Source organism: Streptomyces sp. NPDC053076 (assembly GCF_044546845.1).
Taxonomy (GTDB): domain Bacteria; phylum Actinomycetota; class Actinomycetes; order Streptomycetales; family Streptomycetaceae; genus Streptomyces.
On record NZ_JBITZL010000008.1, the window covers coordinates 357,690 to 377,387 of the forward strand.

At 73.5% G+C, this 19,698-nt stretch carries 17 protein-coding genes and 1 pseudogene; 13 read left to right on the plus strand and 5 right to left on the minus strand.

Annotation, left to right across the window (positions count from 1 at the left end; translation table 11 throughout):
- The first annotated feature begins 2 nt into the window (after positions 1-2).
- The 7 genes and pseudogenes from ACIGYR_RS30220 (at position 3) to mug (ending at position 8,728) form a co-directional block, all read left to right on the plus strand.
- A complete protein-coding gene (locus tag ACIGYR_RS30220) occupies positions 3-2,570 on the plus strand; it encodes an ABC transporter permease (RefSeq protein ID WP_399604946.1) in 2,568 nt (855 codons plus the stop codon).
- Positions 2,571-2,597: 27 nt separating this feature from the next.
- A pseudogene (locus ACIGYR_RS30225) lies at positions 2,598-2,881 on the plus strand (GNAT family N-acetyltransferase); the annotation flags it as partial.
- A gap of 165 nt (positions 2,882-3,046) precedes the next feature.
- On the plus strand, positions 3,047-4,408 hold the full coding sequence (locus tag ACIGYR_RS30230) for a hemolysin family protein (protein ID WP_399604944.1): 1,362 nt from the start codon (positions 3,047-3,049) through the stop codon (positions 4,406-4,408).
- Positions 4,405-5,424, plus strand: a complete 1,020-nt coding sequence (locus tag ACIGYR_RS30235) for a hemolysin family protein (RefSeq protein WP_399604943.1) — start codon at positions 4,405-4,407, stop codon at positions 5,422-5,424. Before ACIGYR_RS30230 ends, ACIGYR_RS30235 begins: the two co-directional genes overlap by 4 nt.
- Positions 5,425-5,625: 201 nt before the next feature.
- Complete coding sequence (locus tag ACIGYR_RS30240) at positions 5,626-6,414, plus strand: SGNH/GDSL hydrolase family protein (protein ID WP_399604941.1); 789 nt, start codon at positions 5,626-5,628, stop codon at positions 6,412-6,414.
- Between the two features lie 293 nt (positions 6,415-6,707).
- Positions 6,708-8,150, plus strand: a complete 1,443-nt coding sequence (gene purB, locus ACIGYR_RS30245) for an adenylosuccinate lyase (protein WP_391843358.1) — start codon at positions 6,708-6,710, stop codon at positions 8,148-8,150.
- A gap of 89 nt (positions 8,151-8,239) precedes the next feature.
- A complete protein-coding gene (gene mug / locus ACIGYR_RS30250; RefSeq protein ID WP_391843356.1) occupies positions 8,240-8,728 on the plus strand; it encodes a G/U mismatch-specific DNA glycosylase in 489 nt (162 codons plus the stop codon).
- A gap of 65 nt (positions 8,729-8,793) precedes the next feature.
- Here mug and ACIGYR_RS30255 read toward each other — a convergent pair whose 3' ends face one another.
- Genes ACIGYR_RS30255 through ACIGYR_RS30265 form a run of 3 tightly spaced genes read right to left on the minus strand, consistent with a single transcriptional unit; the run spans position 8,794 to position 10,918 of the window.
- Positions 8,794-9,237: a hypothetical protein gene (locus ACIGYR_RS30255; protein ID WP_399604938.1), complete on the minus strand. Its 444-nt coding sequence runs from the start codon at positions 9,235-9,237 to the stop codon at positions 8,794-8,796.
- 41 nt (positions 9,238-9,278) lie between these two features.
- The gene (locus tag ACIGYR_RS30260; protein WP_399604937.1) at positions 9,279-9,995 is read right to left on the minus strand and encodes an ABC transporter permease; all 717 of its coding nucleotides are present in this window, start codon (positions 9,993-9,995) and stop codon (positions 9,279-9,281) included.
- Positions 9,996-9,997: 2 nt separating this feature from the next.
- Positions 9,998-10,918, minus strand: coding sequence for an ATP-binding cassette domain-containing protein (locus ACIGYR_RS30265; protein WP_399604935.1), 921 nt, complete (start codon positions 10,916-10,918; stop codon positions 9,998-10,000).
- A 108-nt stretch (positions 10,919-11,026) separates the two neighbouring features.
- Between ACIGYR_RS30265 and ACIGYR_RS30270 the strand changes: the two genes are divergently transcribed.
- From ACIGYR_RS30270 to ACIGYR_RS30280, 3 genes are all read left to right on the plus strand, one after another.
- Positions 11,027-12,181, plus strand: a complete 1,155-nt coding sequence (locus tag ACIGYR_RS30270) for a sensor histidine kinase (RefSeq protein WP_399604933.1) — start codon at positions 11,027-11,029, stop codon at positions 12,179-12,181.
- 14 nt (positions 12,182-12,195) lie between these two features.
- Positions 12,196-12,852 (plus strand): response regulator, encoded by a 657-nt coding sequence (locus ACIGYR_RS30275; protein WP_399604931.1) that lies wholly within the window; start codon positions 12,196-12,198, stop codon positions 12,850-12,852.
- Positions 12,853-12,949: 97 nt separating this feature from the next.
- Positions 12,950-14,104: an ROK family transcriptional regulator gene (locus tag ACIGYR_RS30280; RefSeq protein ID WP_399604929.1), complete on the plus strand. Its 1,155-nt coding sequence runs from the start codon at positions 12,950-12,952 to the stop codon at positions 14,102-14,104.
- Positions 14,105-14,558: 454 nt separating this feature from the next.
- On the opposite strand, the gene ACIGYR_RS30285 is transcribed toward ACIGYR_RS30280, so the two are convergent.
- The gene (locus ACIGYR_RS30285; RefSeq protein ID WP_399604928.1) at positions 14,559-15,320 is read right to left on the minus strand and encodes a GntR family transcriptional regulator; all 762 of its coding nucleotides are present in this window, start codon (positions 15,318-15,320) and stop codon (positions 14,559-14,561) included.
- Between the two features lie 241 nt (positions 15,321-15,561).
- Positions 15,562-16,446, minus strand: a complete 885-nt coding sequence (locus ACIGYR_RS30290; protein ID WP_399604926.1) for an RNA polymerase sigma-70 factor — start codon at positions 16,444-16,446, stop codon at positions 15,562-15,564.
- A 121-nt stretch (positions 16,447-16,567) separates the two neighbouring features.
- On the opposite strand from ACIGYR_RS30290, the gene ACIGYR_RS30295 reads away from it, so the two are divergent.
- The 3 genes from ACIGYR_RS30295 (at position 16,568) to ACIGYR_RS30305 (ending at position 19,667) form a co-directional block, all read left to right on the plus strand.
- Entirely contained in the window at positions 16,568-16,834 is a 267-nt protein-coding gene (locus ACIGYR_RS30295; RefSeq protein WP_399604925.1) for a hypothetical protein, read from the plus strand.
- 229 nt (positions 16,835-17,063) lie between these two features.
- Positions 17,064-17,894 carry an alpha/beta fold hydrolase gene (locus tag ACIGYR_RS30300; RefSeq protein ID WP_399604923.1) on the plus strand — a complete coding sequence of 277 codons (831 nt, stop codon included), beginning with the start codon at positions 17,064-17,066 and terminating at the stop codon, positions 17,892-17,894.
- Positions 17,895-18,080: 186 nt separating this feature from the next.
- Positions 18,081-19,667, plus strand: coding sequence for an alkaline phosphatase D family protein (locus tag ACIGYR_RS30305; RefSeq protein WP_399604921.1), 1,587 nt, complete (start codon positions 18,081-18,083; stop codon positions 19,665-19,667).
- Positions 19,668-19,698: the final 31 nt, after the last annotated feature.

Below are 19,698 nucleotides of genomic sequence, written 5' to 3' on the forward strand. Positions count from 1 at the left end.
CGGTGCTCAAGGCGACCCTGCGGAGCTTTCTCGCGCACAAGGGGCGGCTGGCGCTGTCCGCGCTGGCCGTGATCCTGTCCGTGGCGTTCGTCGCGGGCAGCCTGATCTTCTCCGACACCGTCACCCGCACGTTCGACCGGCTGTTCGCGTCCACCGCGGCCGATGTGACGGTCCAGCCGAAGCAGGATCTGAGCTCGGCCCGGCTGAGCGGTGCGGTGCAGACGCTGCCCGCCGCGCTGCGCGAGCGGGTGGCGAAGGTCGAGGGGGTGGCGGCGGCCCGCGCCGAGGTCTCGGTGCAGAACGTCGTCGTCGTCGACCGCCACAACAAGTCCGTCGGCCCGACCACCGGCGCCCCGACCGTCGCCAAGGGCTGGTACGTCACCCGGCACAGCCCGGTGAAGCTCACCTCGGGGCATGCCCCGCACGGTCCCGGGGAAGCGCTGCTGGACGCCGACACGGTCGGCCGCAAGCACGTGCGGATCGGCGACACACTGACCGTGCAGGCACAGCCCGGCACGTTCCGGGTGCGGGTCGTCGGCATCGCCACCTTCACCACGACCAACCCGGGGGCGGCCCTGGTCTACCTGGACCCGGCGGTGGCCGGCCGGGAACTGCTCGGCTCGTCCGCGAAGGCGACCGGCGTCTCGGCGGACGCGGCGGCGGGCGTGTCCGACGCCGAACTCAAGCGCCGGATCGGCGCCGCGCTCGGCACCCGGACGTACGACCTGAAGACCGCCGGGGAACAGGCCAAGTCGGCCGCGGCCACCCTCGGCACGTTCCTGGACGTGATCAAGTACGTGATGCTGGGCTTCGCCGGCGTCGCACTCCTCGTGGGCGTGTTCCTGATCGTCAACACGTTCTCGATGCTGATCGCCCAGCGCACTCGTGAACTGGGCCTGCTGCGGGCGCTGGGCGCGGACCGGCGCCAGGTGCGGCGCTCGGTGCTCACCGAGGCCCTGCTGCTGGGGCTGGTCGGCTCGACACTCGGGCTGGCCGCCGGGGTGGGGCTGGCGTACGGGCTGATCCGGCTGATGAGCGCGTTCGGCATGAACCTGGCGGCCACGCAGATGGTGATCGGCTGGGGGACGCCCGTCGCGGCCTATGTCGTCGGCCTCGGCGTCACCTTCGTGGCCGCCTATCTGCCGGCGCGGCGCGCGGCGGCGGTCTCGCCGATGGCGGCGCTCGCGGATGCCGAGGTCGCCGGTGTGGGCAAGCCGTTGAAGGTGCGGGCGATCGCCGGGGCCGTGGTCGGGGCGGCCGGCGCTGCGGCGCTGGCCGGGTGCGCGGCGGCGACACGTACCGCACAGGCGGCCTCCCTGCTGGGGGTCGGAGTCGCCCTGACCCTGATCGCGACCGTGGTCGCCGGGCCGCTGCTGGTGCGGCCGGTGATCCGGGTGCTGGGCGCGGCCTTCCCCGCGCTGTTCGGCCCGGTCGGCCGGATGAGCCAGCGCAACGCCCTGCGCAATCCGCGCCGGACCGGCGCCACGGCCGCCGCGCTGATGGTGGGCCTGGCCCTGGTCGGCGGGATGTCGGTGGCGAGCGCCTCGATGTCCGCGTCGTTCGACCGGCAGATAGACCGGACGCTGGGCGCCGACTTCGTCGTCCAGAACGCCAACTTCACACCCTTCACCCGCCAGATCGCGGGCCGCGTCACTGCGACCGGTGGCGTCGGGCTCGTCGTACGGCAGCGGCTCACGCCCGTCGCCGTTCGCCTGCCGGACGGCCGGCGGGTGACGACGACCGCCGCCGGGTACGGCCCCGGGCTCGACGACGTCGCACACCTGACGTACGCGCGGGGTGGCTCGGCGGCCGCCCTGGCCGACGGACACCTGGCCCTGGACGCCGACTACGCCGAGGAGCACGGTGTGCGCCTCGGCAGCGTGCTGCCGGTCGACTTCCCCGGCGGGAGACGGGCGGAGCTGACCGTCGGGGCGCTGACCGACCAGGAGTCGGCCGAGGGATTCGGCACCCAGGGCGGCATCTTCTTCGGGCTGGCGACGCTGGAGAAGTACGTGCCGGACGGGCAGGACTCGGCGCTCTACGTCAATGCGGCCCCCGGCACGGCGGCGACGGACCTGCGGCCCCGCCTGGAACGGGCGCTCACGGCCTTCCCCCAGGTGCAGGTGCGCGACCAGGCCGACTACAAGGAGTTGGTGCACGACCAGATCGCCGTGCTGCTGTATCTGGTGTACGCGCTGCTCGGCCTGGCGATCGTCATCGCCGTGCTCGGCGTGGTCAACACCCTCGCCCTGTCCGTCGTGGAGCGGACCCGGGAGATCGGGCTGCTGCGGGCGATCGGACTCGGGCGACGGCAGTTGCGCCGGATGATCCGGCTGGAATCGGTGGTGATCGCCGTGTTCGGCGCCGTCCTCGGTCTGGCGCTGGGCCTGGTGTGGGGTGTGTGCATGCAGCAGGTGCTGGCCCTGCGGGGACTGACGGCGTTCGCGATCCCCTGGGGCACCATCGTGGCGGTGGTGATCGGCTCGGCGGTGGTGGGCGTGGTCGCGGCCCTGCTGCCGGCGCTGCGGGCGTCGCGGATGAACGTGCTGGCGGCGATCGCCCACGAGTGACGGTCCGCGGCCGGAGCCGGAGCCGGCGTGGTGGGGACGGTGATCGCCGGGTTCGACGGCTGGCGGTGCCCTCCGTACCGGCTGGCGGTCCATCCGGAGCGGCGGCGGCAGGGCGTCGGCTCGGCGCTGCCGGCCGCCGCCGGGGAACGCTTCTCGTACGGCTCGGCGGACGGCGGGCGGACGCGATGGTGCTGGTGCTGGTGCTGGTGCTGGTGCTGGTGCGCAACGAGACGGCGCACCACGCCTGGCGCGCGGCCGGGTACGGACCGGAGGAGCACTGGCGGCGCTGGGTGAAGCCCCTCACCGACTGAGACAGGAAGGCCACTCAGCGGCCATTCTTTGCCCATCCTTTACTCTGGAGGGAGCACTCGGCCCTCCATGAAAGGTTGTGAGCGTCCGCCCATGGGCGAGCCTCCCGGTCCGCGACGCCGCGCGTCCTCCCCTGCCCTGCCCGATCCTGGGACGGGGGTGACCCGATGACCGAAGTACTCCTTCTTCTGGTGGCGATCCTGCTGTCACTGGCCTGCGGCGCCTTCGTGGCGGCGGAGTTCTCGCTGACCACGGTGGAACGCGGCGAGCTGGAGCGGGCCGCCGAGCGCGGCGAGCGCGGTGCCTCGGGCGCCCTGAAGGCTGTACGGAACCTGACCTTCCAGCTCTCCGGCGCCCAGCTGGGCATCACCGTCACCAACCTGGTCGTCGGCATGCTCGCCGAGCCGTCGGTCGCCAGGCTGCTCGCCGGCCCGTTCCAGGCGATGGGCCTGTCCCGGACCACGGCGAGTTCGGTCGCCCTGGTGCTGGGCACCGCCCTGTCGACGGTGTTCCTGATGGTCGTCGGCGAGCTGGTGCCCAAGAACTGGGCGATCTCCTCGCCGCTGGCCGTGGCCAGGCGGGTGGGCAGCGCCCAGCGCTGGTTCAGCGCGGCCTTCCGGCCCTTCATCACGCACCTGAACAACACGGCGAACCGTTTCGTGCGCCGGCTCGGCATCGAACCGGCCGAGGAGCTGGCCTCCGCGCGCGGTCCCCAGGAGCTGGCCGCTCTCGCCCGGCACTCCGCCAAGGAGGGCGCGCTGGAGGCGGACACCGCCGAGCTGTTCGTCCGGACGCTGAACCTGGCGGACCTCACGGCCGAGAACGTGATGACCCCGCGCGTCCAGGTCGTCGCGCTGGACATGCAGGCGACCTGCGAGGACGTCGCCAACGCCACGCGGGCCACCGGCCTGTCCCGGTTCCCGGTCTACCGGGGCAGCCTGGACTCGGTCGTCGGGACCGCCCACATCAAGGACGTCCTGGCCGTCCCCGCCGACCAGCGGCCCCACCGCACGGTGGCGCAGCTGATGCGCGAACCGCTCCTGGTGCCCGAGTCCCTGACCGTGGACCGGCTGCTGGACCGGCTCTCCGGCAGGCGCACCATGGCCGTCGTCATCGACGAGTACGGCGGTACGGCCGGCGTGGCCACCCTGGAGGACATCGTGGAGGAGGTCGTCGGCGAGGTGCGGGACGAGCACGACCCGCACGAGACGCCCGACCTCGCCCCCGCCGGCGCGGACGAGCGGGGCCGGGCCCTGTACTCGGCGGACGGCGCCGCCCGCACCGACCAGCTCAAGCGCGTGGGCCTGCGCGTGCCCGAGGGCCCGTACGAGACGCTGGCCGGCCTGGTCGCGACCGAGTTGGGCCGGATACCGGCCGTCGGGGACTGCGTCGAGGTGGCCGGCTGGCGGCTGGACGTCGTCGACGCCTCGGGCCGACGGGCCGCCCGCGTGCTGCTGCACGCGCCGCTGGACGACGAACGGACCGACGGGGCCCGCAGAGCCCGCGGGACACGGGAGGGGACGCGATGACCGCCGTACAGCTGCTGATCGGTCTGTCGACCCTCGTCGTCAACGCCTTCTTCGTGGGCGCGGAGTTCGCGCTCATCTCCGTGCGCCGCTCGCAGATCGAGCCGCTGGCCCAGGAGGGCGACCGCCGCGCGCGCAGCGTGCTGTGGGGTCTGGAGCATGTGTCCGCGCTGCTGGCCGCCGCCCAGCTGGGCATCACGCTGTGCACGCTGGTGCTGGGCGTGGTCGCCGAGCCGGCGATCGCGCATCTGCTGGAACCGGTGTTCCACGCGGTCGGCGTGCCCACGAGCGCGGGTCACGCCGTGTCCTTCGTGATCGCGCTGACCCTGGCCACCTACCTGCACATGCTGCTCGGCGAGATGGTCCCCAAGAACATCGCGCTCGCCGAACCGGTGCGCAGCGCGCTGTTGCTGGGCCCGCCGCTGGTCGCGCTGTCCCGGGCCCTGCGCCCGGTGATCTTCACGGTCAACGCCTTCGCCAACGGGCTGCTGAAGCTGCTGCGGGTGGAGGCGAAGGGCGAGGTCGCTGCCACCTTCACGGACACCGAGCTCGCCGAGATCGTCAAGGACGCCAGCGAGGCGGGCCTGATCGACGGCCGGGCGCAGGAACGGCTGCACGACGCCCTGGAGCTGGGCAGCCGGCCGGTGCGGGACGTGGTCGTACCGCTGGAACGGGTGGTCTACGCGCGCATGGGTGTCACCCCGGAGCAGTTGGAGCGCCTGTCGGCCGAGTCGGGCTTCTCCCGGTTCCCGGTGGTCGACACCGGCCGCCGGATCGCGGGCTACCTGCACGTCAAGGACGCCCTGGACGCCTCGCCGCGGGACATGCCGTTCCGGCTGCGCGACATGCGGCCCATCGCACGCGTGCGGGAGGGAACCCCACTGGACGACGTGCTCACCGCGATGCGGGCGAGCCGGACACACCTGGCCGCCGTGCTCGACGACGACGGGCGGCTGACGGGCCTGGTGACCATGGAGGACGTACTGCGGCAGCTGTTCGGTCAGCCGACTCCCGGGTGATGCGAGGGCTGCTGCCGGACGTGCGTCGGGAGCGTGCCGCGGGCCGGGACACAAGCGCGTCCGGAGCCTGGCGCGGTCCGGGACACAAGCGCGTCCGGCGGGTGGCGCGGGCCGGGACACGAGCGCGTCCGGCGGGTCGCGCAGGCGTTCCCCGGGGTGACCGACCGGTGGGTATGGCGCCGGGATACCATCTCTGTCGCCATGCAGACGAATCCCACTCCTCCCCCGTACTCCAGCCTGGTCGCGGTCGGCGACTCCTTCACCGAGGGCATGTCGGACCTGCTGCCCAACGGCTCCTACCGGGGCTGGGCGGATCTGCTCGCCGCCCGGATGGCCGCCCGTACCCCCGGTTTCCGGTACGCCAACCTCGCCGTGCGCGGGAAGCTGATCGGGCAGATCGTCGACGAGCAGGTGCCGACCGCCGCGGCCATGAACGCCGACGTCATCACCCTGGTCGGAGGGCTCAACGACACCCTGCGCCCCAAGTGCGACATGGACCGGGTCCGGGGCCTGCTCACCGAGGCCGTGGAGCGGCTGGCGCCCTCCTGCAAGCAGCTGGTGCTGATGCGCAGTCCCGGCCGCCAGGGCCCGGTGCTGGAGCGGTTCCGGCCGCGCATGGAGGAGCTGTTCGCCTGCGTGGACGAGCTGGCGGACAAGCACGGCGCCCTGGTGGTCGACCTGTACGGGGCACCCGCGCTGGCCGACCCGCGGCTGTGGGACGTCGACCGGCTGCATCTGACGGCGGAGGGGCACCGCCGGGTCGCCGAGGCGGTGTGGCAGACCCTCGGGTACGAGCCGGAGGACACCGATTGGCACGTGCCGATGGCGGCCACGCTCCCGCCCGGCTGGATGAGCCGGCGGGTGGCCGACGCGCGGTTCGCCCGGCAGCACCTGCTGCCCTGGATAGGCCGGCGTCTGACCGGCCGCTCCTCGGGGGACGGCCTGCCGCCGAAGCGGCCGGAGCTGCTGCCGTACGAGGGCCAGGCGTAGCCCCTCCCCTCCCGGCCATGACGGCCCGGGTGATCGACGTCAGGGGCCGGATCCGCGAGCCCGGCCCCCGGCTGGCGCACGATCCCGCGGACGCCGTCCACGTCGGCCGCCGCTGGACCGCGCGAGACGGGGACCTGCCCGCCTACACATTCCACAGGACGTGCCGGCCACGAAATTCCGGGGGAGGTGCCGGCCGAGCCGGTGGACCCGGATCCAGTGGCGTACGTCTCGTAGCTTCCGCCTAACGGGGGCGTGGCGCTGGCCTGCACGAACCGCCAGTAGAATCTGGACACGTGACTCCTGCGCCCGCCAAGCCCCGCATCCCGAACGTCCTCGCCGGACGCTACGCCTCCGCCGAGCTCGCCACGCTCTGGTCCCCCGAGCAGAAGGTGAAGCTGGAGCGGCAGCTCTGGCTCGCCGTGCTGCGGGCCCAGAAGGACCTCGGCATCGAGGTGCCGGACGAGGCGATCGCCGACTACGAGCGCGTCCTCGACACCGTCGACCTGGCCTCGATCGCCGAGCGCGAGAAGGTCACCCGGCACGATGTGAAGGCGCGGATCGAGGAGTTCAACGACCTCGCCGGGCACGAGCACGTGCACAAGGGCATGACCTCCCGTGACCTCACGGAGAACGTCGAGCAGCTGCAGATCCGGCTGTCGCTGGAGCTGATGCGCGACCGCACGGTGGCCGTCCTCGCCCGGCTCGGCAAGCTCGCCGGCGAGTACGCCGAGCTGGTCATGGCCGGCCGCTCGCACAACGTGGCCGCGCAGGCCACGACCCTCGGCAAGCGCTTCGCCACGGCCGCCGACGAGCTGCTCGTCGCCCACGGCCGGGTCGAGGAGCTCCTTGCCCGCTACCCGCTGCGCGGCATCAAGGGCCCGGTCGGCACCGCGCAGGACATGCTGGACCTGCTGGGCGGTGACGCGTCCAAGCTCGCCGAGCTGGAGAACCGCATCGCGCACCACCTCGGCTTCTCGCAGGCGTTCACCTCGGTGGGCCAGGTCTACCCGCGCTCGCTGGACTACGAGGTCGTCACCGCGCTGGTGCAGCTGGCGGCGGCCCCGTCCTCGCTGGCCAAGACGGTCCGGCTGATGGCCGGGCACGAGCTGGTGACGGAGGGCTTCAAGCCGGGCCAGGTCGGCTCCTCGGCCATGCCGCACAAGATGAACACCCGCTCCTGCGAGCGCGTCAACGGCCTCATGGTCATCCTGCGCGGCTACGCCTCGATGACCGGTGAGCTGGCGGGCGACCAGTGGAACGAGGGTGACGTGTCCTGCTCGGTGGTGCGCCGGGTGGCCCTCCCCGACGCCTTCTTCGCCCTGGACGGGCTGCTGGAGACATTCCTGACGGTGCTCGACGAGTTCGGCGCCTTCCCCGCGGTGGTCGCCCGCGAACTGGACCGCTACCTGCCGTTCCTGGCGACGACCAAGGTCCTGATGGGCGCGGTGCGGTCCGGTGTCGGCCGCGAGGTCGCGCACGAGGCGATCAAGGAGAACGCGGTCGCCACCGCGCTGGCCATGCGTGAGCAGGGCGCCGAGCGGAACGACCTGCTCGACAAGCTCGCCGCCGACGAGCGGCTGCCGCTCGACCGCGAGCAGCTGGCCGCGCTGATGGCCGACAAGCTCTCCTTCACCGGTGCCGCCGCCGACCAGGTCGGCGTGGTCGTCGGCCGGATCGAGGAGATCGTCAAGCAGCACCCGGAGGCCGCCGGCTACACCCCCGGAGCGATCCTCTGACCGGGGCGCCCCGCGCGTCCCGCGCACCCCGGTCACCGGGCTTCACCAAGGCGGAACTGGAGGCCGCCCGCGACCGTCTCGTCCCGGACGTGGTCGCGGACGGACTCCGGGTGCTGTTCTGCGGTATCAACCCGGGACTGCTGACAGCGGCGACGGGCCACCACTTCGCCCGCCCCGGCAACCGGTTCTGGCCGGTGCTCCACCTGTCCGGCTTCACGCCCCGGCTGCTGAAGCCGGCCGAGCAGCGGGAGCTGCTGGTCTACGGTCTCGGCATCACCAACGTGGTCGCGCGCGCGACCGCGCGGGCGGACGAGCTGACCGCCGAGGAGTACGTCGAGGGCGGCCGGCTGCTGGTGGAGAAGGTGACGCGGCTGCGGCCGAGGTGGCTGGCAGTGGTCGGCGTGACCGCGTACCGGGCCGCCTTCGGCGACCGCACGGCCCAGGTCGGCCCGCAGGAGCGGACGTTCGGGGACACCCGGGTGTGGGTCCTGCCCAACCCCAGCGGGCTGAACGCGCACTGGACGGCGGCCACGATGGCGGAGGAGTACGCGCGGCTGCGGGAGGCGGCGACGGCCTGAGTGCCGGGCCGGCCGCTCGGTGCGCGACCGCGACCACCCGCTGGTGAGCGACTCCCGGCACGCGGTCACGGCGGGTCCGCCTCGGTCACTATGCCGAGGAGCCGGAACGGAAGCTCCTCGGCCCCGTGGGAGACACCGAGCGCGACCCATCTGTCCGGGCCGGGGGCCCGCCACAGGTGGACGTCCGGCACGTGCTCGCTCAGCTCGGCCCAGGGCTCCCCGAGGGCCTCGCCCTCCATCGCCCGGGCGAGAGCGCTGCGCAGGCTGAAGCGCTGCGGTGGCCCCCACCGGCTGGTGAGCCGCTCCGTGAGGCCGTCGCGGTCGGCCTCGTACTGGGCCGCCGTCTCCTGGCGGCCCGTGCCGTCGTCCTCCCAGAAGTCACCGCTCGTCCGCAAAGCGGCCAGGTGGTAGCCGGGCCCGCTCTCGCCGTGCTCCGTCCTGCCGTGCGCCGTCGGGAACTCCCGGGCGCACAGCAGGTCGATGAGGGTCAGACACTTCGCGATGTCCATGAGATCCAGTAAAGCGGGCACCACTGACAATTGGCGGTCTGTCAGACGTCCCTGCGGCCGAGGCTCCATCCGCCCGCGAGCAGGGCCGCCGCCGTCCACAGTGCCGTCACCGCGAGCCCGCTCCACGGCCCCAGCGTGCCGTCCCAGCCGCTGTGCAGGGCCACTTGGCCGGCCCGGTCGGGGAGGAAGTCGGCGACACCGCCGGACACGTCACCGACGACGAAGGACACGATCAGCAGGAACGGGATCAGCACGGAGAGGGTCGCGACCCCGCTGCGCAGCACGGTCGCGAGTCCGGCGGCGAGCAGGGCCATCAAGGTCAGGTGCAGGCCGCAGCCGACGGCACCGCGCACTCCCTCGGCCCAGCCGGGCGCGGCCGCGCCGAGGACCGCCCGGCCCACCAGGAGCGTGACGAACCCCGTCGACAGCCCGACGGCCAGCGCCGGCAGGGCGATCGCCGTCGCCTTCGCGGCGAACCAGCGCCACCGGTCGGGCACCGCCGAGAGCGTCAGCCGCAGCGCGCCGCCCCGGAACTCGGACGAGACGGCCGTCGTCCCGAAGGCGATCGCGGCGACCTGCCCGAAGCTGATGCCGAAGAACACCGAGAACAGCGGGTCGGGGTCGCCGGTGTCGGCGTCGGCCCCGGCGAGCGCCGAGAACGCGGCCGTGGCGACAAGGATCGCGGCGAGGGCGCCCCACAGGGAACGCAGGGTACGGATCTTGATCCACTCGGCGTGGAGCACGGGCGCGAAGGACATGGTCAGACCTCCTGGGGCGGTGCGGTGAACTCGGTCTCGGTCGCCGTGAGGTCGAGGTACGCCTCTTCCAAGGTGGCCTCCTGGGCGGCGAGTTCCAGGACGGGGACTGCCGCCTCGGACATCAGCCGGCCGAGGTCGTCGACGCGCGCGTGCCGCACGGTCCAGGTGCCGTCCTCGTCCCGGGAGGCGGCGTGGCCGTGCCGGGCGAGGAGGTCGCCCAGGGCGGCGGGGTCGGTGGTGCGGATGCGGACGTGGGGCTGCACGCGGGCACGGATGAATTCCCGCACCGGTGTGTCGGCGAGCAGGCGGCCCCGGCCGAGGATCAGCAGGTGGTCGGCGAACGCGGCGGTCTCGCCCATGAGGTGGCTGGAGACCAGGACCGTACGGCCCTCCGCGGCGAGCCGCCGCAGCAGCGTGCGGATCCAGACGATGCCTTCGGGGTCGAGGCCGTTGGCGGGTTCGTCGAGCAGGACGACCTCCGGGTCGCCGAGCAGGGCGGCGGCGATGCCGAGTCGCTGGCGCATGCCGAGGGAGTACGTCCGTACCCGGCGGCGCGCCACGGCGGCGAGGCCCGTCTCCTCAAGGACGGTGTCCACCCGGCGGGCCGGGACGCGGTTGCTCGCGGCGAGGGCCAGCAGATGGTCGCGGGCGGTGCGGGAGCCGTGCGCGGCGCGGGCGTCGAGCAGGGCGCCCACCCGGCGCAGCGGGTCGCGGAGCCGCGGGTATGCCTGGCCGCCGATCGTCGCGGAGCCGGCGGTGGGCCGGTCGAGGCCGAGGACGAGTCGGAAGGTGGTGGACTTGCCCGCGCCGTTGGGGCCGAGGAACCCGGTGACCCGGCCGGGGCGGACGCTGAAGGTGAGGCTGTCCACGGCCGGCCGGCCGCCGTACTCCTTGGTGAGCTCTCGTACGTCGATGCTGGTCATGGAGAACAGCCTGGTCGGGTACGGCCGTTGGCTCCTCCCCCGCCGGTGGAGATCGTCTCCCCCACGCGGGGGAGGCCCGCTGTCGGTGCCGGCTGCGACGATGACGTCATGGCCCGCTTTCTGCGCCCGCTGCTGCGCGGGACGACGTACACGCGCCTGCTGCATCTGTGGGTGCCGATGCTGGTGGTCAGCGTCTGGCTCTTCATCGTCCCGTCGACCCCCTGGGTGCCCGCGCTGTTCCTGATCCCGCTCGGTCTCGTGCCCGCGGTGCGGACCGGCGAGGGCGTGCAGGCGCGGCTGCTGCTCACACCGGGCGAGCCGGAGCCGGGCATCTCCGAGACGCCGTCGATGACATGGCGGGACCGGCTGCGCACCGTGCTGTGGCTGGAGCTGCGGATGCTCCTCGGCGGAGCGACCGTGTTCGCCTCGGTGTGGCTGCCCATCCTCTGTGTCGAGCTGGCGCGTTGCGCCTGGGGCGCGGCGCCGGCCGGGGTTCCGTTGCTGGACCGGCTGCCGCCGCACCGCGCCTGGGCCGTGCTGGCACCGCTCCCGCTGCTCGCCCTGTACGGGGTGACCGTCTGGCTCGGGGAGCTGGTGACGGCCGGTGCGCGCCGGCTCCTCGGGCCGTCGCCGGCGGAGCGGCTGGCCGCGCTGGAGGAGCGCACCGAGCAACTGCTGGAACGCACCCGGATCGCACGGGAGTTGCACGACTCGATCGGGCACGCCCTGACGGTGGCGGTGGTGCAGGCGGGGGCGGCGCGGGCGGCGGGCGACCCGGCCTTCACCGACCGGGCGCTGGAGGCCGTCGAGGAGACCGGCCGGGCCGCACTGGCGGACCTGGAGCGGGTGCTGGGCGTGCTGCGGGAGGCCGAGCGGCCGGTGAGCGCGCGGCCCACGCTGGCGGACGCCGGCCGGCTGCTGGAGTCGGCGCGGGCCTCCGGGGCGAAGGTCGACGCCGAGGTGACGGGTCCGGTCGAGGCCGTGCCGGGCCCGGTGTCCCGTGAGGGCTACCGCATCCTCCAGGAGGCGCTCACCAATGTGCTGCGGCACGCGGGAGCCGTGCCCGTGCGGGTCCGGGTGGCGGTCACCGGCGGCACGCTCGCCCTGGAGGTCCGCAATCCGCTGCCGGGACCGGTACCCGGCCCCGGGCGGGGCAGCGGTCTGCGCGGCATACGGGAGCGGGCCGCGCTGCTCGGCGGCACCGCCCGCACCGGCCCGGACGAGGGCGACTGGCAGGTGCGCACGGAGCTGCCGATCGGTTGATCTAGGCTGGCCGGATGCCGGTCACCGTACTCCTCGTCGACGACGAGCCCCTGGTCCGCGTGGGTCTGCGGGCCGTGCTGGAGGCGCAGCCGGACATCGAGGTGGTGGGCGAGGCGGCCGACGGCGCGGCGGTCATCCCGCTCGTACGGCGACTGCGGCCCGACGTGGTCGCCATGGACGTACGGATGCCGCTGATGGACGGCATCGAAGCCACGCGCGCGGTGCTGCGCACGGTGTCCGAGCCGCCGAAGATCCTCGTCGTGACCACCTTCGAGGACGACGAGTTCGTGTACGAGGCGCTGCGCGCGGGTGCCGACGGGTTCTTGCTGAAGCGGGCCCGTCCCGCCGAGATCGTGCACGCGGTACGGCTGGTCGCCGAGGGCGAGTCCCTGCTGTTCCCGGCCTCCGTACGGCGCTTGGCCGCCCGCTACGGCGACGGCGACCGGCCGGCGCGGGCCACGCTGGAGCGGGCCCGGCTGACGGAGCGGGAGGCGGAGGTGCTCCGGCTCATGGCTCGGGGACTGTCGAACGCGGAGATCGCCGCCGGGCTGGTCGTGGGCGCGGAGACGGTGAAGTCGCATGTGAGCGCCGTCCTGGCCAAGCTCGGCGCGCGCGACCGCACCCAGGCGGTGATCGCGGCCTACGAGTCGGGGTTCGTTGAGCCGGGGTGAGCGAGGGGTCCGGCGGCGGGCGCAACCCACCACTCGCCGGGGTGAGCCGGGCCGAGTACGATCCGGCCAACACGCCTGCGAGCTGGGAGGACGGACGGTGGGGCAGCTGACCGGCGGCGATCCCTCGCTGCTGCGAAGGATCAACTCCGCGGTGGTGCTGCACGCGTTGCGTGGCACGGACTGCGCGACGCTCACCGAGATCACCCGTGTCACCGGGCTGTCCCGGCCGACCGTCGAGGGCGTCGTGGAGGGGCTGATCGAGGGTGGTCTCGTCGTGGAGGCGGCGGCCGACGAGGGCGGCGCCCGCCGACAGGGGCGGCCCGCCCGGCGGTTCCGGTTCCGGGCCGAGGCGGGACATCTGCTGGGCCTGGAGATCGGCCCGCACCGGGTGGCCGCGCTCCTGTCCGACCTCGACGGCCGGGTACTGGGCGCGCAGGCCAAAGTGGTCGACGAGGCGGCCCCGGCGGACGAACGGCTCGACCGGCTGCGCGGCGCGGTCGCCGAACTGCTGCGGCGGGCCGGGGTCGCGCGCAGCTCGCTGCGGGCCGTGGGCGTGGGCACGCCGGGCATCGTGGAGGCGGACGGCACGGTTCGGCTGAGCACGGCCCTGCCGCAGTGGACGGGCCTGAAGCTCGGTGAGCGGCTGAGTCGTTCCTTCAGGTGTCCGGTGCTGGTGGAGAACGACGCCAACGCTGCGGCGGTGGCCGAGCACTGGAAGGGCGCGGCGACCGAGACGGACGACGTGGTGTTCGTGCTGGCCGGGCTGAGCCCGGGGGCCGGTTCCCTGATCGGCGGGCGGCTGCACCGGGGTTACGGCGGGGCGGCCGGGGAGATCGGGGCGCTGCATCTGCTGGGCCGGGAGGCGACGCCGGAGGCGCTGCTGTCCACCACCGACAAGCCGCTGCACCCGCTGGACGAGCAGGCGGTCGCCGAGGTGTTCGCGCTGGCGCGGAAGGGTGACCAGCGGGCCCTGGCGGCCGTCGAGCGGTTCATCCAGCGGCTCGTGCACGACGTGGCCGCGCTGGTGCTGGCCCTCGATCCGGAGCTGGTCGTGATCGGCGGCTGGGCGGCCGGCCTGGACGGTGTGCTGGAGCCGGTGCGCCGCGAACTGGCCCGCTACTGCCTGCGTCCGCCCCGGGTGACGCTCTCCCTGCTGGGGGAGGCGGCCGTGGCCTCGGGGGCACTGCGGCTGGCCCTGGACCACGTGGAGGAACAGCTGTTCGCGGTGGACGGCACGGTGACGCGACGCTGAGCCGGGCGAGGCGCCGAGCGCGGTGCGCCGGGACGTCATGGCGCGGCAGCGTCGTGGCTGGTCGCGCAGTTCCCCGCGCCCCTTGGTCGGCTGCCCTGCCCGGCACTGGCAGGGGAGGCACGGTGACGCGACGCTGAGCCGGGCGAGGCGCCGAGCGCGGTGCGCCGGGACGTCATGGCACGGCAGCGTCGTGGCTCGTCGCGCAGTTCCCCGCGCCCCTTGGTCGGCCGCCCTGCCCGGCACTGGCACAGGACGCACGGTGACGCGACGCTGAGCCGGGCGAGGCGCCGAGCGCGGTGCGCCGGGACGTCATGGCACGGCAGCGTCGTGGCTCGTCGCGCAGTTCCCCGCGCCCCTTGGTCGGCCGCCCTGCCCGGCGCGGGCAGAGGACGCACGGTGCTGGGTCGGTTTCCCGGCCCAGCACCGCGGCGTTTCCCGGAGACCGGGCGGAGTGTCAGGAAGCCCGGCGCTCCGGATCGTGGTGTATCTCCACTCCCGTCGATTCGCCGAAGGTCAGCCGGCAGGTGTCGGCGCGGTAGGTCGCCACCGAGAGTGCCGCGGTGCGGCCCTGGGCGAAGAAGCGGGTGGTGACGACGAGGACGGGCGAACCGGGGAGCCGGTCGAGTTCCTTGGCGTCGTCCGCGCGCGCGGAGCCCAGTTCGACCGCGCGGTCCTCCCCGTCCAGCGGCAGGTGCTGAAGTTCCCGCAGCACCGCACGCGCGCGTGCCGCGCCGGACGGGGCGTCGATCGCGGTCAGGCCCGGCACCGACACCGCGGGGATGTAGAGCAGTTCGGTGGCGACCTGCTGGCCGTGCGACGTGCGGGAGCGCCGGACGGTGTGGACGAGTTCGTCCGCGCCGGTCTCCAGGGCCGCGGCGACGGCGGTGGGCGGCGTCACCTGGAGGCTGTCGACGGGCTGCCAGGCGTCGCCGGCGGCGCCGGGCCAGGCGTGCTGTTCCGTGCCGACGGCCACGCCCACGCGCGGGGGCGCGACGGTCGTTCCCACCCCGCGGCGGCGCTGCAGCCGACCCTCCAGCTCCAGCTGTTCGAGGGCCTGGCGGAGCGTGGCGCGGGCCACGCCGAAGCGGGCCGCGAGTTCACGCTCGTTGGGCAGGATCTCGCCGACCGAGAACTCGGAGTCCAGTGCCTCGCTCAGCACGGTCTTGAGATGCCAGTACTTCGGTTCCGGTACCGATTCCAGCTGCGTCGTCCCCACCCTGTCCTCCGCGAGAGCCGTGGTCCGGCGGTTTTTGGCGCCCTTGTTTATTAAAGGTTGTTGCACTTCTCTGCGACCATAGGGCGGTCGTCACCCTTGGTCAAGACCAATCCTCGGTCGCGTGACGGACGCACGAGCGACCCGCGGCGAAGCGTTCACGAGGCGTTCGTACGCGACCGTGTGTGTGACATCGCGGCAAAGCCCCCGCCGTACGACGGGGGCGCGCGGCTGGGGCGCCGGCTCAGTGGCCGGCGAGGTACCGGAGCTTGTCCGGATTGCACTGGATGTACACGGCCGTGATGCGGCCGTCGGCGATGTCCAGCTGGAACAGGTAGTCGGGCCTGCCGCCGGACAGGGCCAGCACGGCGGGGCCGCCGTTGACCTCCAGGACGCGCCGGCACAGGTCCGCCGGGAGCGAGCGGGCGGCGCCGACGAGGAAGCGGCCGATCTTGTCGGCGGTGTGCAGCGTGCGCACCGGCGCCTTGGCCTTGCCGCCGCCGTCGCCGACCAGCCGGACGTCCGGGGCGAGCAGGGACATCAGCCCCTCCAGGTCACCCCCGCCCGCGGCGGCGAGGAAGCGCTCGGTCAGGTCCCGGCGCCGGGCGGGGTCCACCTCGTACCGGGGGCGCCCCTCGGCCACGTGCTGCCGGGCCCGCCCGGCGAGTTGCCGTACCGCCGGCTCGCCCCGGTCGAGCAGCTCGGCGATCTCGGCGTACGGGTAGCCGAACGCCTCCCTGAGCACGAAGACCGCCCGTTCCAGCGGGGACAGCGACTCCAGGACGACCAGGACGGCCAGGGAGACCGTGTCGGCGAGCACGGCGCGCTCGGCGGAGTCCGGGGCGGTGTCGGCGAACGCGGTGAGGTACGGCTCCGGCAGCCACGGCCCGACGTACGCCTCGCTGCGCGCCTGTATCTGGCGCAGCCGGTCGATGGCCAGCCGGGTGGTGACGCGCACCAGGTAGGCGCGCGGTTCACGGACCTTCGCGCGGTCGGCGTGGTACCAGCGCAGCCATGCCTCCTGGACCACGTCCTCGGCGTCGGCGACCCGGCCGAGCATGCGGTACGCGACTCCCGTGAGCAGGGGCCGGTGTGCTTCGAAGACGTCGGTGGCGAGGTCGGCGGTCACGGGTCCATCCCATCCGACACGCCTGTGGGTGTCCATCTGGAATGCCTGGCTCCGGGAGCGGTACGGATCACCATGACCGCGGGCCGCCGGCGGGCGGCGGACGGCGACCTCGAGGTGGGCGATGCGGTACGCGGTGCTGGGCACGGGCGAGGTGGGCCGTACTCTGGCCGGCCGGCTGCTGGAGCTGGGGCACGAGGCGACCCTCCGATCCCGTTCCCGGGACAACCCGGTGGCGGTGGAGTGGGCCACGGCCGCGGCGGGCCGGGTGCTGGACCTGGGCGGCATCCGGGCGGCACGCGCGGTGGAGGTGTACCTGCCCCTGTGGCTCACCCTGTTCGGCCGCTTCGGGTACGCCGACTTCAACATCGAGGTGCGCCGAGCAGGTTGAGGGCCGTGCGTCAGGGTCGTACGGCGGGGAGCGCCGGGGGGATCGGTACGGCGGGTCCCCCGAGGGAGCCTACGGCCGGCCCCACGAGGGACCGTACGGCCGGACCCGCGAGGGGGCGTGCGGCGGGACGCTGGGCGGCGGAAGGTGCGCCCTCAAGGGCTACCGGCTGGTAGTGATTGCTGACAAGCTGTCTACCGTGTCCGTCAGCAGCCCAGACGAGGAGCACTTCATGTCCGCCACCGTCTCCTTCAAGGTCCCCACCCCCCATGGCACGAGTGACGTGAGCGTGGCCTACACGCGCGTGGGCCGTGGCGAACCGCTGGTGCTGCTGCACGGCATCGGCCACCACCTGCAAGCATGGGAGCCGGTCGTGGACATCCTGGCCACCGAGCGCGACGTGATCTCCGTCGACCTGCCGGGTTTCGGCGCGTCCCCGGGACTGCCGGACGGCCTGGCCTACGACCTGCCCACCACGAACTCCGTGCTCGGCTCGCTGTTCGAGACGCTGGAACTGGACCGCCCGCATGTCGCCGGCAACTCGCTGGGCGGCCTGCTCGCGCTGGAGCTGGGCCGGAACAAGCTCGTTCGGAGCGTCACGGCCTTCTCCCCCGCCGGTTTCTGGACGCAGGCCGAGCGGCGGTACGCCTTCACGGTACTGCTCGCGATGCGGGGCATCGCCCAGCGGCTTCCCGAGCCGCTGGTGCGGCAACTGTCCCGCACGGCGGCCGGGCGTACCGCGCTGACCAGCACCATCTACGCCCGCCCCGGGCGCCGTTCGCCGGAGGCGGTGGTCGCCGAGACGCTCGCGCTCGCGGCGGCCCCCGGTTTCGGGGCGACCCTGCGGGCGGGCACCACCGTCCGGTTCACCGACGACCTGCCGGGCCTGCCGGTCACGGTGGCCTGGGGCACCCGGGACCGGCTCCTCGTACGCCGCCAGGGCATCCGCGCCAAGCAGCTCATTCCGCAAGCCCGCCTGGTACGGCTGCCCGGCTGCGGCCATGTCCCGATGAACGACGACCCGGCGCTGGTCGCCCGGGTCATCCTGGACGGCAGTCGCTGATCGCACCGGTCTGACGGCTGGACAACTCCACTGGTCGCAGGCGGTTGTTCACGTGCGGTTCGCGTGCGCGCCGCAGCGCCCCAGTAGGTGTGGCGGGTTGTTCACGTGCGGTTCGCGTGCGCGCCGCAGCGCCCCAGTAGGTGTGGCTGTGCACACCGGCCGGATCCCGTCCCTGGAGGCGCAGCCATGTCAGACCGTCCGTTCCCCGGCCGCCGCAGCGTTCTGCGCGGCTCCCTCGCCACGTCGGCGGCCCTCACCCTGCCCGTCGGTCTCGGCGCGGCCCCGGCGTTCGCCCGCTCCGGACGGCCTCGGGCGGGGTGGGGGGTGCAGACCGGCGACGTGACCGCGGATTCCGGTCTGGTGTGGGTGCGTTCGGACCGGCCGGCCCGGATGATCGTGGAGACCTCCGCCACCGAGTCGTTCCGCGACCCGCGCAGATGGCACGGGCCGCTGCTGGGCTCCGGCACGGACTTCACCGGCACCACCCGGCTGCACGGCCTGCCGTCCGGCGAGCAGATCCACTACCGCGTCCTCCTCGCCGACCCGGACGACCCGCGCCGCACCGGCGAGCCCGTGACCGGCACCTTCCGCACGGTGTCCCGGCGCCGCCGGGACGGCGTGCGCTTCCTGTGGTCGGGCGACCTGGCCGGCCAGGGCTGGGGCATCAACCCCGACCTGGGCGGCTACCGCATCTACGACGCCATGGCGAAGCTGGACCCGGACTTCTTCCTGTGCAGCGGCGACAACATCTACGCCGACGGCCCGGTCACCGCGACCCAGGCACTGCCCGACGGCAGCGCCTGGCGGAACATCACCACCGAGGAGAAGTCGAAGGTCGCCGAGACCCTCGCCGAGTACCGGGGCAACTTCCGCTACAACCTGCTCGACGAGAACCTGCGCAGGTTCAACGCCCAGGTGCCGTCGGTCATCCAGTGGGACGACCACGAGGTGCGCAACAACTGGTACCCGGGCGAGGTCATCGCCACCTCCGACACCCGCTACACCGAGAAGAGCATCGACGTCCTCGCCGCACGCGCCCGGCGGGCGTTCAGCGAGTACTTCCCCCTCTCCACGCTGCGTCCGGGCGCGCGGGAGGGCCGCGTGTACCGGGTGCTGCGCCAGGGCCCGCTGCTGGACGTGTTCGTGCTCGACATGCGGACCTACCGCAACGCCAACTCCCCCGACGACCAGACCGTCGACCCGCAGGGCATCATGGGCCGGGAGCAGCTGGAGTGGCTCAAGCGGGAGTTGTCCCGGTCGCGCGCGGTGTGGAAGGTGCTGGCCGCCGACATGCCGCTCGGTCTCGTCGTACCCGACGCGACGGAGAACCGGCCCCACATCGAGGCGGTGGCCCAGGGCGATCCCGGCGCGCCGCTCGGCCGGGAGTTGCAGATCGCCGAGCTGCTGCGGTTCATCAAGCACCGGCGGATCACCGGCACACTGTGGCTGACGGCGGACGTGCACCACACCTCCGCCCAGCACTACCAGCCCTCCCGGGCCGCGTTCACCGACTTCGAGCCGTTCTGGGAGTTCGTCTCCGGGCCGCTGAACGCCGGCGCCTTCCCGGCCGGCGCGCTGGACGACACCTTCGGCCCCGAACGGGTGTTCGTGAAGGCACCGACCGCGTCCAACGTCTCACCCGCGGGCGGATACCAGTTCTTCGGCGAGGTCGACATCGACGGGGACAGCGGTGAACTGACGGTCCGGCTGCGCGAGCAGGACGGCACGGTGCTGTTCACGCAGACGTTGCGGCCGGGCCGGGTCGGTCAGTGAGAAACCGGTCGAACGGCCGATCATAGAAACT